Source organism: Streptomyces sp. NBC_00647 (assembly GCF_045207245.1).
Lineage (GTDB): Bacteria > Actinomycetota > Actinomycetes > Streptomycetales > Streptomycetaceae > Streptomyces.
The window spans coordinates 6,973,615-6,987,825 of the sequence record NZ_CP109040.1 but is presented as its reverse complement, the minus strand read 5'-3'; the positions used below and the strand labels follow the sequence as shown (position 1 = coordinate 6,987,825).

8 protein-coding genes are annotated in these 14,211 nt (G+C 72.1%); 6 read left to right on the top strand and 2 right to left on the bottom strand.

The features are described 5' to 3' along the window. Positions 1-84 precede the first annotated feature (84 nt). Positions 85-1,335, bottom strand: coding sequence for an Ig-like domain-containing protein (locus OG788_RS30865; protein WP_406374571.1), 1,251 nt, complete (start codon positions 1,333-1,335; stop codon positions 85-87). A gap of 179 nt (positions 1,336-1,514) precedes the next feature. After that, on the bottom strand, positions 1,515-2,744 hold the full coding sequence (locus OG788_RS30860; protein ID WP_406374570.1) for an Ig-like domain-containing protein: 1,230 nt from the start codon (positions 2,742-2,744) through the stop codon (positions 1,515-1,517). 151 nt (positions 2,745-2,895) lie between these two features. On the opposite strand from OG788_RS30860, the gene glgX reads away from it, so the two are divergent. The 6 genes from glgX (at position 2,896) to OG788_RS30830 (ending at position 14,060) form a co-directional block, all read left to right on the top strand. Then, the gene (gene glgX, locus OG788_RS30855; RefSeq protein ID WP_406374569.1) at positions 2,896-5,217 is read left to right on the top strand and encodes a glycogen debranching protein GlgX; all 2,322 of its coding nucleotides are present in this window, start codon (positions 2,896-2,898) and stop codon (positions 5,215-5,217) included. 164 nt (positions 5,218-5,381) lie between these two features. Further along, positions 5,382-7,310, top strand: coding sequence for an ABC transporter transmembrane domain-containing protein (locus tag OG788_RS30850; protein WP_406374568.1), 1,929 nt, complete (start codon positions 5,382-5,384; stop codon positions 7,308-7,310). After that, positions 7,307-9,247: an ABC transporter ATP-binding protein gene (locus OG788_RS30845; RefSeq protein ID WP_406374567.1), complete on the top strand. Its 1,941-nt coding sequence runs from the start codon at positions 7,307-7,309 to the stop codon at positions 9,245-9,247. Before OG788_RS30850 ends, OG788_RS30845 begins: the two co-directional genes overlap by 4 nt. Positions 9,248-9,290: 43 nt before the next feature. Beyond that, on the top strand, positions 9,291-11,183 hold the full coding sequence (locus OG788_RS30840) for an ABC transporter transmembrane domain-containing protein (protein ID WP_406374566.1): 1,893 nt from the start codon (positions 9,291-9,293) through the stop codon (positions 11,181-11,183). After that, positions 11,180-12,937, top strand: coding sequence for an ABC transporter ATP-binding protein (locus OG788_RS30835; RefSeq protein ID WP_406374565.1), 1,758 nt, complete (start codon positions 11,180-11,182; stop codon positions 12,935-12,937). Before OG788_RS30840 ends, OG788_RS30835 begins: the two co-directional genes overlap by 4 nt. A gap of 145 nt (positions 12,938-13,082) precedes the next feature. Further along, a complete protein-coding gene (locus OG788_RS30830; RefSeq protein ID WP_406374564.1) occupies positions 13,083-14,060 on the top strand; it encodes an NAD(P)-dependent alcohol dehydrogenase in 978 nt (325 codons plus the stop codon). The last annotated feature ends 151 nt before the right edge of the window (positions 14,061-14,211 follow it).

Below are 14,211 nucleotides of genomic sequence, written 5' to 3'. Positions count from 1 at the left end.
CAGGTTAGTGGCCGTTAACGCCAACGGGCCGGGTGTGCTGAGTCACAGCACACCCGGCCCGCCGAGGACCGTTGCGAAGACCGGTTACTTGGTCCAGTCCGACCAGGACATGTTCCAGCCGTTGAGGCCGTTGTCCGGGGCGACCGTCTTGTCGTTGGAGTTCTTCACGACCACCACGTCGCCGATCATCGAGTTGTCGAAGAACCAGGCCGACGGCACCTTGCCGTCGTAGCCGCCGCGCACATCGCGCAGGCCGATGCAGCCGTGGCTGGCGTTGTAGTTGCCGAAGGCGCCGCCACCCCAGTAGTTGCCGTGGATGAACGTTCCCGAGTTGGTCAGGCGCTGGGCGTGCGGCACGTCCTTGATGTCGTACTCGCCGCCGTAGCCGACCGTCTCGCCGTTCATGCGGGTCACCTTGAGGCGCTCGCTGATGACCATCTGGCCGTTCCAGGTGTCGTAGCCCGGCTTGCCCGTGGTGATCGGGATGGTCTTGAGGACCTTGCCGTCACGCTTGACGACCATCTTGTGCTTCTTGGCGTCGACGGTGCTGACCTGGCTGCGGCCGATCGTGAACTTCACCGTCCTGGCCTGCTTGCCGTAGACGCCCGGACGGCCCTCGACGCCGTCGAGGTTGAAGGAGACGGTGACCTTCGTGCCGGCCGCCCAGTACTCCTCGGGGCGGAAGTCGAGGCGGTCGTTGCCGAACCAGTGACCCTGGACGTCGACGGCCGGCTCGGTCTTGAAGGTGATGGCCTTCTCGACGTCCTCGGGGTGCGTGATGCCACGGGTGAAGTGGATCGTGAACGGCATCCCGACACCGACCTTGGAGCCGTCCTCGGGCGTGTAGATGCCGACGAAGGTGTTCTTCGGGGTCAGCGTGGTGAACGCGGACTCCTCGGCCGCCTCACGGCCGCCGGAGTCCTTGGCCACCGCGTGGACCTTGTACTTGGTGGCCGCGGCGAGGTGGGTGGAGGGCGTCCAGGTGGCGCCCTCGTCCGTGATGCTGCCCTCGACCGCGTTGCCCTTGGTGTCCTTGACCTCGACCTCGGTCAGCTTGCCCTTGGCCGCGGTGACCTTGAGGGCACCGCTGGTCTTCACGTCGGCGGCGCCGTCCTTCGGGGCGATGGTCACCACGGCCTGCGAGGACTTGGTGTCCGCCGTGGCGCTGGAGCCCTTGCCCTTGCCGTCACCCGAGCCGGACTCCTGGTCCGAACTCCCTCCCCCGCCGCAGGCGGTCACGGCGAGCAGCAGAACTCCCAGCAGCAGTGCCAGAATTCCCTTGCTCGTGTGTGTCCGCGCGCCAACCGACGCCCCCGATATCGGTCGCCCGTTCAAAGCTGTTCTCCCCTCGCACGGCCTGATCAGGCCCGCACTCCAGCGCGTCCCACGCGCGTATCGCGCTAATTAATCACACGACCTGGAGCGATGGATCCCCGGGAAGGTCACCGTTCAGTCCCAACTTCGGCCGTACGGGGCGCGACTGGAGTCCATAGTGCGCATACCCGTATATCGGGTTAGTTCACCGCCCCACCCGCTTTCCATGCTTTCCAGCCCATGTTCCAGCCGCCGAGCCCGTTGTCGGCGGCGACCTTCTTGTCCTTGCTGTGGACGACCTCGATGACGTCCCCGATGAGGCTGCGGTCGAAGAACCAGCCGGCCGGGGTGGCCGAGCTGCCGCCCTTCACGTCCCGCAGGCCCACGCAGCCGTGGCTCACATTGGTGTTGCCGAAGGCGTCCGGCGCCCAGTAGTTGCCGTGCAGGAAGGTTCCGGAGTCGGTCAGGCGCATCGCGTGCGGCACGTCCGGGATGTTGTACTCGCCGCCGAAACCGACCGTGCGGCTGTTCATCCGGGTCACCTCGAGCATCTCCGTGACGACCATCTTCCCGTTGTACGTCGTCGTCTTGGGCGCCCCGGCCGTGATCGGCACCGTGGCGAGGAGGTTGCCGTCGCGGCGTACCTCCATGGTGTGCGCGCGGGCGTCGACGAGGGAGTGCTGGCTGCGGCCGACCGTGAACGAGAAGGTCTTGGACTGGAGTCCGTACACACCCGGTGCCGCTTCGACGTCGCGCAGCCGCAGAGCGACGGTGACCTTCGTGCCCGGCTTCCAGTACCCCTCGGGGCGGAAGTCGACGCGGCCGTTGCCGAACCAGTGCGCGCGGATCGTGACCGCCGGCCGGGCCCGGACGTGGATGGCGCGCTCGACTGCGGCCTGGTTCTCGATCTCGCGGTTGAACTCGAGGGAGACGATCATGCCGGTGCCGACGGTGGACCGGTTCTCCGGCGTGACGTATCCGATGAACCGCTCGTCGGGGACGGCCGTGGTGAACGTGGTGTGCCGTGCCGAGCGCCGCCCCTGCCCGTCCAGGGCCACCGCGTCGACCGTGTACTTGGCGGCCAGCGCGAGCCGCGCGTCGTCCGGCTTCCACGTCAGCCCGTCGGCGGTGATGTGCCCCGGCACCGGGGACTCCTGCGCGTCCTGGGACTTGACGACCTTCACGGACTCCAGGCGCCCGCTGGGCACCCGTACCTGCATCGTCTCCTGCGGGCGTACGCCCTTGGTCTTGTCGTCGGGCGAGACGTGGATGACGTCCTCGGGCGACCGTGGTTTGCCGAACGCCTCACCGATCCCTTTCGAGATCCCGTCGGAGGTACAGCCGGAGGCTCCGGCCAGCAGGCCGGCCCAGGTCAGTACGGCGGCCAGCGCGGCCCCTGCGCGCCGCGCGCGCGTCTGTACGTGCTTCACAAGGGACCCAACGACGCCGCCCCTCCGGGGAAACGTGAGTGCGAGCCACGCTCTGGGCAGAACAGTGGGGAGGACGACGCGACAAGGAGCTGCGGCCGGGACGCCGTGCACCCTTTTTCCTGTCGTTCCACGAGCCGTGGGAGGCTGACCGGTGTCGAGCGCACCCGAGCAGGAGGCGGTCCACGAGGGACGCGCCGCGGGCGGCGGGCTGCCCGCGCAGACCGCCGTGGACCCGGTGGGGCAGTCCGCCGCCGCACCGCCGTCCACGGAGCCGGCGGCGCAGCCGGCCGCTCCCGCGCTGAACGGCGCACGGCGCCCGGCGGCGCCCCCCGTCTCCGCGTGGCCGGGTGCCCCGACTCCGCTCGGAGCACGCTTCCGGGTCGGGCCCGACGGCACGACGGGCACCAACTTCGCCCTGTGGGCGGGCGGCGCGGAGGCCGTCGACCTGTGCCTCTTCGACGAGGGAGGCGCCGAGACGCGCGTCCCGCTCACCGAACTCACCCACGAGATCTGGCACGGCTTCGTCCCCGGAGTGCTCCCCGGCCGCCGTTACGGCTTCCGGGTGCACGGCCGCTGGGACCCGTGGACCGGCGCCCGCTGGAACCCCGCGAAGCTGCTCCTCGACCCGTACGCCCGTGCAGTGGACGGCGACTTCAGTCTGCCGCCGGAGGTGTACGGACACGTCCGGGACTGGCCCCAGCAGCAGGTCGCCGACACCGTGCGCGACGACCGCGACTCGGCACCCTTCGTCCCCAAGGGCGTCGTCGTCCAGGACGACGACGACTGGTCGGACGACCACCGCCCGAAGACCCCGTGGGCGGACTCGGTCATCTACGAACTGCACGTCCGCGGATTCACCCGTCTGCACCCGGGGATTCCCGAGGACCTGCGCGGCACGTACGCGGGCCTTGCGCACCCGGCCGCGGTCGAGCACCTGGTGAACCTCGGGGTGACGGCGGTGGAGCTGCTGCCGGTGCACCAGTTCGCCCACGAGGACCATCTGCTGCGCCGGGGCCTGAAGAACTACTGGGGCTACAACTCGATCGGCTATTTCGCCCCGCACGCCGGCTACGCCGCCTCCGGCACGACCGGCCAGCAGGTCGGCGAGTTCAAACGGATGGTGCGCGCGCTGCACGCGGCCGGGATCGAGGTCATCCTCGACGTGGTCTACAACCACACCGCGGAGGCAGGCGAACTCGGCCCGATGCTGTCGCTGCGCGGCATCGACAACCGCGGCTACTACCGGCTCCAGTCGGACGCCCGCCGCTACGCGGACTACACGGGGTGCGGCAACACCCTGCACGTCGTGCAGCCGCAGGTCCTGCGGCTGATCACGGACTCGCTGCGCTACTGGGTGACCGAGATGGGCGTCGACGGCTTCCGCTTCGACCTGGCCGCCGCCCTGGCCCGGTCCATGCACGACGTCGACATGCTGTCGCCGTTCCTCGCCGTCATCGCGCAGGATCCCGTACTGCGCCGGGTCAAGCTGATCGCCGAGCCGTGGGACGTCGGTTCCGGCGGCTACCAGGTGGGCGCGTTCCCGCCCCTGTGGACGGAGTGGAACGACCGCTACCGCAACGCCGTCCGGGACTTCTGGCGCGGTGCGCTGCCCGACGTACGGGATCTGGGCTACCGCCTGTCCGGGTCGAGCGACCTGTACGCCTGGGGCGGACGGCGCCCGTACGCCTCCGTCAACTTCGTGACCGCGCACGACGGCTTCACCCTGCGGGACCTCGTGTCCTACGAGCGCAAGCACAACGAGGCCAACGGCGAGGGCAACCGGGACGGCACCGACGACAACCGGGCGTGGAACGGCGGGACGGAGGGCGAGAGCGAGGACGAGCGCGTACAGGCTCTGCGGCGGCGCCAGTTGAGGAATCTGCTGACGACGCTGCTGCTGTCGACCGGGGTGCCGATGCTGGTCGCCGGGGACGAGTTCGGGCGGACCCAGCGGGGCAACAACAACGCCTACTGCCAGGACAACGAGATCAGCTGGGTCGACTGGTCCCAGCTGGACGACCCGGGCTGGCGGGCGCTGTTCGAGCTGACGTCGCGCCTGATCGCGCTGCGGCACGAGCATCCCGTGCTGCGCCGCCGGGCGTTCTTCTCCGGACGGGCCCATTCGGCCGACGGACTGCGGGACCTGGCCTGGTTCACCGCGCGGGGCACCGAGATGACGGAACGGGACTGGTACGCGCCCGCCGCGACCCTCGGCATGTATCTGTCCGGCCGGGACATCCCCGGCCGTGACGCCCGGGGCACACCGGTCGTCGACGACAGCTTCCTCGCCGTGCTGCACGCCGGGGACCGGCCGGCCTCCTTCGACCTGCCGGGCGCTCCCTGGGCCGCGCGCTACGAGGTGGTCGTGGACACCTCGCGGGAGGAACAGTCCGAGGCACCCGGGGTCGTGCACCGGGCGGGGACGGCGATCACGGTGCCGCCGCGGTCCGTACTGCTGCTGAAGGTCTGCTGAGAGCGGTCCGGTCGGATCCCCCGCCCGCCCGGCCCGGTGCCGGCCGCGGGACCGCCGCAGGCCGCTCACGGGCCGGTCGCCGGCCGCTCACGGGCCCTCGAACGATTCAGGTGCGCCGAAAACTCGGTGGGCACTGTCAGTGGTGAAACGTAGGCTCGCCCCTGATGCCCACACCACCAGATGCAGCCGCCCAGGACCACCCCGACCGTTCGACCGTACGCAGCCTGCTGCGCCTGTGGCCGTATGTACGGCCGGTGCGGGCGCGGCTGTTCGGCGCGGCGTTCGTCGCGGTGGTCGCGTCCTGCATGGCGCTGGTGTTCCCGCTGATCCTGAAGTGGATGGTGGACGGTCCGGTCGCCGGGCACGATCCGGCGGGCGTATGGCTCGGGGCCCTGTTTCTGCTGCTCCTCGGTATCGCCGAGGCCGGTCTGTTCGGGCTGCGCCGGTGGCTGGTGGCACGGCCGCTGGCCGGGGTCGAGGCGGCGATGCGGGCCGATCTGTACCGGCATCTGCAACGTCTGCCGGTCGCGTTCCACGACCGCTGGGCCTCGGGCCAGCTGTTGTCCCGGGGAACCACCGATCTGATGCTGGTCCGCATGTTCCTGGCGTTCCCGCTGACCTTCCTGCTGGTGAACGCCGTGACGATTTCCGCGGGCATCGCCATCATGCTGGCCCAGGAATGGACCCTCGGGCTGGTACTGCTCGCCCCCGCCGTCCCTGTGATGATCGTCTGCTGGCTCTTCGAGCGACGCTACTCGGAGGTGGCGCGACGGGCGCAGGACCAGGTCGGTGACCTGACGACGGTGGTCGAGGAGAGCGTGCTCGGCATCCGGATCATCAAGGGGTTCGGACGCCATCGCAGCCAGGCGCGCGCCTTCCGCGACCTGTCCCGGACGCTGCGCGGCACGGAGCTCGTCAAGGCCCGGCTGCTCGCCTCCATCTGGGCCGTCATCGTCACGCTGCCCGAATTCGCCATCGGCGCCGCCCTCGTCCTCGGCACGGTCCAGGTCGCCGACGGCCACCTCTCCGCCGGCACGCTGGTCGCGTTCCTGTCGACCGCGCTCGCCCTGCGCTGGCCCGTCGACTCCATCGGCTTCCTCCTCGCGATGAGCCAGGAGGCGGCGACGGCCACCGAGCGGTACTTCGAGGTCATGGACGCGACCCCGGAGTCGGCCGTCGTCCCGGGCCCCGCCCGGGAACCGGCACCGGCGCGGTCCGGCACGTCCGCACCCGCCCAGGAGCCGGGACCGGCCACCACCGCCACGACGGACCGCGAGCCGGTCCCCGTGACGTCCGCCGCCGCGCCCCTGGCCGGACCCGTGTCCGCGACCGGTGCACCGGAGGCCGACGGCGGACTGCGGTTCCACGGTGTCGAGTTCCGCTACCCCGACGCCCCCGCGGACACGCCGCCCGTCCTGGTCCACATCGATCTGCACATCCGCCCCGGCGAGAGCATGGCCCTCGTCGGCGCCACCGGCACCGGCAAGACCACGCTCACCGCGCTCGTCCCCCGCCTGCACGAGGTGACGTCCGGCCGGATCACCCTGGACGGCCGGGACATCACCGGGATGCCGCGCGAGGAGCTGCGCGAGCTCGTCGCCGTCGCCTTCGAGGAGCCCACCCTCTTTTCGGCCACCGTCGGCGAGAACGTCCTCATGGGCGCGGCGGAGACCGCCGGCCGGGCGGAGCTGGACCGTGCCCTCGCCGTCGCGCAGGCCGACTTCACGCACGCGCTGCCCCAGGGCACGGCGACGCAGGTCGGCGAGCAGGGTCTCAGCCTCTCCGGCGGGCAGCGGCAGCGGCTCGCGCTGGCCCGCGCGGTGGTCGGCCGGCCCCGCTTCCTGGTGCTCGACGACCCGCTGTCGGCGCTGGACGTGCACACCGAGGCGGCGGTCGAGGCCGCCCTGCGCCGGGTGCTGGCGGAGACGACCGCGCTGATCGTGGCGCACCGCCCGTCCACCGTCCTGCTGGCCGACCGCGTGGCCCTGCTCTCCGGCGGCCGTGTCGCGGCGGTCGGCACCCACCACGAACTGCTGCGCACGCACGCCGAGTACGCCCACCTGATGTCGGGTGCAGAGGAGGACGGCCGATGACGGCGGCGCCCACGGCCACCGCGCCGGGCAAGGACCCGAACGAGGAACCGTACGGGGGATCGACCGGGAGACCGGACGAGCGCCCGGAGGAGGAACCGGGCGGCGGGCGGGGGAAGGGCCGGGCGGCCGGAGAACCCGAGCCGTATCAGGACCCCTTCGACCGCGACGCCCTCCCCACTCCCCCGGGCGCGACCGCGACACTGCTGCGCTCGCTGCTCGCCCCGCTCAGGGCCCGGGTGGCCGTGACCACCGTCCTGCTGCTGCTCCAGCAGGCCGCGGTGCAGGCGGGCCCGCTGCTGGTGGCGTACGCCATCGACCGCGCCGTGCCCGCGTTCCGCCAGGACGACCACGGGCCGCTGATCGCCGTCGGCGTCGCCTATCTGCTGTGCTCGGCGGCCTCGGGCGGTCTTCAGTACGCGTTCATCACCGCCTCGGCCCGGGTCAACCAGGACGTGCTGCTCGACCTGCGCGGCCGGATCTTCCGGCACGCCCAGGCGCTCAGCATCGACTTCCACGAGCGCTACACGTCCGGCCGGCTGATCTCCCGCTCCACGACGGACGTCGAGTCGCTGCGCGAACTCCTCAGCGAGGGCCTCCAGGAACTCGTCACGGTCATCCTGTCCTTCGTCTACATCTCGGCGATGCTGCTCTGGCTCGACGCCGGCCTGGGCGCGGTCGCGGTGGTCTCCTTCGTGCCGCTGTATCTGCTGATCCGCCGCTACCAGCACCGCGCGGGCCGGATCTTCGCCGTCCGCTCGACGACGATCGCCGCGGTGATCGTGAAGTTCGCGGAGACGATGAACGGCATCCGGCCGGTGCGCGCGTTCCGCCGGGAAGCCGCCAACGAAGCGGACTTCCGGGTGCTCAACCGGCGGCACGAGAAGACGAACGGCGACGCCCTGCTGGAGATGGCCCGCTATGTCATCGGCTCCCGTCTCGTCGCCAACACGGCGGTCGCGGGCATGGTGCTGTGGGGCTCCTACCGGGTGGCCTCGGGTTCGCTGGCGCTCGGAGTGCTCGCGGCGGCGGTCCTCTATCTGCGCCGGCTCTACGACCCGATCGACCGTCTCGGCATGTTCCTGAACTCCTACCAGTCCGCGGCGGCCTCGCTGGAGAAGATCGCCGGTCTGCTGGCCCAGAAGCCGTCCGTGCCGGAGCCTTCCGTGCCGCGGCAGCTGCCGGCGCTCGCCTCCGAACACCCCGGACGCGAGGTCGTCTTCGACGAGGTCCGCTTCGCGTACCGCACCGGCGGGGAGGTCCTGCCGGCCTTCTCGCTCACACTGCCCGCCGGTCAGACGGTGGCCGTGGTCGGCTCGACCGGCGCCGGCAAGTCGACGCTGGCCAAGCTCCTCGCCCGGTTCTACGACCCCTCCGACGGACGGGTCCTGCTCGACGGCGTCGATCTGCGCGACCTGTCGGTGCCGGAGCTGCGGCGCGGGGTGGTGATGGTGACCCAGGAGGCCTTCCTGTTCTCGGGCACGGTCGCCGAGAACATCGCGATCGGCCGTCCCGAGGCGTCCCGTGAGGAGATCGAGCAGGCCGCGAAGGCGATCGGCGCGCACGACTTCATCGACGCCCTGCCCGACGGCTACGACACGGACGTCCGCAAGCGCGGCGGCCGGATCTCCGCCGGTCAGCGCCAACTGGTCGCCTTCGCACGGGCGTTGCTGGCCGACCCGGCCGTCCTGATCCTCGACGAGGCGACCAGTTCGCTGGACATCCCGGGTGAACGGGCCGTGCAGCGCGCGATGTCGACGGTGCTGCGGGGCCGTACGGCGGTGGTCATCGCGCACCGGCTGTCGACGGTGGAGATCGCCGACCGGGTGCTGGTGATGGAGCACGGGCGGATCGTCGAGGACGGCACGCCCGCCGAACTCGTCGCGGGCACCGGGCGGTTCGCGGACCTGCACCGGGCATGGCGCGACAGTCTCGTATGACCGTGGAGGGGCCGAACGGCGGTCCGGCAGGCGAAGGGGACGGATGATCGACGCGTACGCGGATCCGGGAACACCGGACCGCCGGGGCGGCTGGCGGTATCTGTGGTGGCTGGTCACCCGGCAGGCGGGCCGCTCGCTGACGGGCGCGGTGGTCGCCACCGTGTGGATGGGGCTCATGGCGCTGACTCCATATCTGCTGTCCCGGGCGATCGACGACGGTCTGGAGCCGAGCGACGGGACGGCGCTGGCCGGCTGGACGGCCGCCGTACTGGGGGCGGGCGTGTTCAACGCCTGGCTCGGCGTCGTACGGCACCGCACGATGACCAAGGTCCGGATGGACGCCAACTTCCGTACGGTCAAGGTCGTGGTCGAGCACGCGGCCCGGCTCGGCGCGGCGCTCTCGCGGCAGATCGGGGCCGGAGAGGTCGTCACGGTCGGCGTCGGCGACGTGCAGACGATCAGCACGTCGCTGACCGTCGTCGGGCCCGGTCTGGCCGCGGTCGTCACCTACGCCGTGGTCGCCGCCCTGCTGCTGCCGGTCTCGGTGACGCTGTCCGTGGTGATCCTGCTCGGGGTGCCGTTGATCGCCGTTCTCGTCGGGCCGCTGATGGGCCGGCTCCAGGGGACCGAGACGGGGTACCGCGAGCGGCAGGCCGTGCTGACGGCACGGATCGGCGATCTCGCGGGTGGTCTGCGCGTCCTGAACGGGCTCGGCGGCAAAGGGCTGTTCGCTGACGCGTTCCGCCGCGACTCGCAGGAGCTGCGCGAACAGGGGTACCGCGTCGGCGCGGTCACCAGCTGGATCCAGGCACTGGGCATGGGACTGCCGACCCTCTTCCTGGCCGTGGTGACCTGGATCGCGGCCCGGCTGGCCGCTCAAGGAGCCATCAGCATCGGCGAGTTGGTCTCCGTGTACGGGTATGTCGCGGTCCTCGTCCTGCCGGTGTACTTCTTCATCGACTGCGCCTACGAACTCTCCCGGGGCGTGGTCGCCGCCCGGCGCGTCGTACGGTTCCTTTCCCTGGAGCCCCTCGCCGGTCCGTCCGACGCGCTGGACGCCCCGGGGTTCCCGGCCGTGCTGCACGATCCGGAGTCCGGGGTCCGGGTGGTCCCGGGGAAGCTGACCGCGCTGGCCGGAGCCCGCCCCGCGGAGTCGGAGGCCGTGGTCGACCGGCTCGGCCGGTACGCCGCGTCGGACGTGACCTGGGGCGGCGTACGCCTGGACGAGGTCGCCCTGCCCCAGGTGCGCGAGCGGATCCTGGTCGCCGACAACGAGGCCGACCTGTTCGCGGGCACCCTGCGCGAACTGGTCCGAGGACGGCGGAACCCCGACGAGGGGACCGTCGCCCGGGCCGTGCGCACGGCCGCCGCCGACGACATCGTCCTCGGCCTGCCGGGCGGTCTCGACTCCCCCGTCGACGCGCAGGGCCGCAGCCTGTCCGGCGGGCAGCGGCAACGGGTGCGGCTCGTGCGCGCGCTTCTCGCCGACCCGGAGGTGCTGCTCGCCCTCGAACCGACCTCCGCGCTCGACGCCCACACCGAGGCGGCCGTCGCGACCCGGCTGCGCGCCGCCCGCTCGGGCCGTACGACCGTCGTGACCAGCACGTCGCCGCTCGTGCTGGACCGCGCGGACACCGTCTGCTTCCTGGTCGACGGCAAGACCGCGGCCACGGGCACCCACCGCGAACTCCTCAGAACGGAACCGGGCTACCGGGACCTGGTGGCCCGTGACATGGAGCCGGACACCGACGCGGGCCCGGAGACGCACCCGGGCCCGGAGACGCACGCAGGCATGGAGGCGCAGGCAGGTATGGACACGGACACCCACCCGGCGGCGGACGCCGGAGTGAGGGCCGAGGCAGACCCGGTGACGTACGCGGCCCCGGCGACGGAAGCGGACCCGGCGGCCGACGCGGACGAGGAGGTCATGTCGTGAGCGGCCGTCTGCCGGTCGCCGGACGGGCCGATGTGCGGCGGGCGGCGGGACGGCTGATCCGGGCGGACGGGCGGGTGTTCGCCGCCGTGCTCGGTCTCAACGCGCTGGCCGCCGCGGCCGGCCTGGTCGGCCCCTGGCTGCTCGGCCGGATGATCGACGACGTACGGAGCGGCGCCGGGGTGGAGGCGGTGGACGGGCCCGCACTCGTCATCCTCGTGTCCGCGGTGGCCCAGCTGCTGCTGGCACGCTGGGCCCGTTACGTGGGGCACCGGTTCGGGGAGCGGACCCTCGCGCGGGTGCGGGAGGAGTTCGTGGAGCGGACGCTGACGCTGCCCGCGTCGATCGTGGAGCGGGCGGGCACCGGCGATCTGACGGCGCGCGGCACCGCGGACGTCACGGTGGTGGGCAACACGCTCCGCGACACGGGCCCGCAGCTGATGACCTCCGGCGCTCAGGCCCTTTTCGTCCTCGTCGCCGTGTTCGCCATCGACCCGCTGCTCGGCTGCTGCGGGGTGCTGGGCCTGGCCGGTATCGGGTTCGCGCTGCGCTGGTATCTGCGCCGGGCGCGCACCGCCTATCTCGCCGAGGGCGCCGCCACGTCCGAGGTCGCCGAGATCCTGGCGGCCACCGCGTCCGGCGCCCGCACGGTGGAGGCGTTCGGGCTGGGCGAGCGCCGGATCGGGGCGAGCCGGGACGCGCTGGAGGTCTCGCGGGTCAGCCGGATGCGGACCCTGTTCCTGCGCAGTGTGTTCTTCCCGGCCGTGGAGATCTCCTACGTCGTCCCGGTGGTCGCCGTGCTCCTGGTGGGCGGCGCGCTGCACGCCCGGGGCACCCTGAGCCTCGGCACGGTGGTCGCCGCGACGCTCTATCTGCACCGGCTCGCCGAGCCGCTCGACCAGATCCTGAACCAGGTCGAGCAACTGCAGAGCAGCGGCGCCTCGTTCGCCCGCGTGGAGGGCCTGGCCCGCGCACCGCGCGCCGTCCCGGCCGGTTCGCCCGCGCCGGTGGACGACCGCATCGACGTCACCGGCGTGCGGTACGCGTACGACCGCGGCGGCGAGGTGCTGCGCGGGGTCGACCTGACGGTGCGACCCGGGGAGCGACTGGCCGTCGTGGGGCCATCCGGCGCCGGGAAGACCACCCTGAGCAGACTGCTGGCGGGAGTCGACGCGCCGGGCAGCGGAACGGTGACGGTCGGGCGGGTACCGGTCGTCGACCTCGACCCCGAACAGCTGCGCCGGCAGGTCGTCCTCGTCACCCAGGAGCACCATGTGTTCCTCGGCACGGTCCGCGACAACCTGCTCATCGCCGAACCCGCCGCCGGGGACGCCGAGTTGTGGGCCGCGCTGGCAGCGGTCGGCGCCGACGACTGGGCGGCGGAGCTCCCGGACGGGCTGGACACCGAGCTGGGTCCCGAGGCCCTCCGTGTCGACGGTTCACGCGCCCAGCAACTGGCGCTGGCCCGGGTGGTGCTGGCGGACCCGCACACCCTGATCCTCGACGAGGCCACGGCGCTCCTCGACCCGACGACCGCCCGGCACACGGAGCGCGCGCTGGCCGCCGTCCTCGAAGGCCGCACCGTGATCGCCATCGCCCACCGGCTGCACACGGCGCACGACGCCGACCGGGTGGCGGTGATGGAGGGCGGCCGTCTGACCGAACTGGGCACGCACGAGGACCTGGTGGCGGCCGACGGCGCCTACGCGGCGCTGTGGCGGTCGTGGCACGGGGAGCGCCGGCCCGCCGACGGCTGAACGGGGGACTCCGCCCCTCGCCGGGGTCCCCTAGGGCTTGTCCCCGATTCCCGTGAACCGGGTGCCCGGCTAGCCTCGCAAGCAGTGGCGCTCCTCCGGCCAGTCGATCAACTTCCGCACCTCAGAGGTGCTTTACGGAGTTCCCATGAAAGCGATCGCCCAGGACCGGTACGGCTCTTCCGACGCGTTGGAGCTGCGGGAGTTCGACAGGCCGGTACCGACCGGGAACCAGGTGCTGGTGCGGGTGGAGGCGGTCTCCCTCAACGCGTACGACTGGCATCACCTGCGTGGCGATCCGTACATGGCCCGGCTGGCCTTCGGTGTCCGCCGGCCCCGGCAGAAGATCCTGGGGCGGGACTTCGCGGGGCGGGTCGAGGCGGTCGGCGCCGACGTGAAGCGGCTGCGTCCCGGGGACGAGGTGTTCGGCGAGGCCGACGGGGCGTTCGCCGAGTACGTGTGCGCGCCGGAGGACGTGGTGGAGACGAAGCCGGCGGGTCTGACCTTCGAGCAGGCGGCCGCGCTGCCGCTGGCGGGGAACACCGCCCTCATCGGGCTGCGCGACGTGGCTCCGCTGCGGCCCGGGCTGCGGGTGCTCGTCAACGGCGCGTCGGGCGGCGTCGGCACCTTCGCCGTGCAGATCGCCAAGGCGTACGGCGCGGAGGTGACCGGCGTGTGCAGCGCGCGGAACGCGGACCTGGTGCGGTCGCTGGGCGCGGACCGCGTCATCGACTACGCCACGGTGGACTTCACCCGTGAGGGGCGGCGCTACGACGTCGTGTTCGACCTGGTGGGCAACCGCTCCCTGACCTCGTTCCTGCGCGCGCTGGCGCCCACGGGGACGCTCGTGCTGTCCGGCGGCGGGGTGTCCGAGGGCGGCAGCCTCTTCGGGCCGATGGGGCTCATCCTGAGGGGCCCGGCGCTGTCGCGCTTCGTCGGCCGGCGGATCCTCACCTTCTCGGCGACGCGGTCCGGGGAGAACCTCGCAACCCTGCGGGAACTGGTCGAATCCGGAAAGGTCGCCCCGGTCGTCGACCGGACGTACGCGTCCCTGGGCGAGGTGCCGGAAGCGATCCGCTACCTGGAAGTGGAGCACGCCCGGGCGAAGGTCGTCGTCACGGTGTGAGCCCTGTCGCCGGCCGGACGGCCGGCGCGGCACGCGCGCCACAGGTCCTCGACTCCCCGCAGGTCGGCGGGGATCCGGTCCCCTCGCGGACGCCCTGCGCGAGGGGACCGACCGTTGCGGCGCGGTTCCCGGCGCGTGTCCGAGGAGCGAA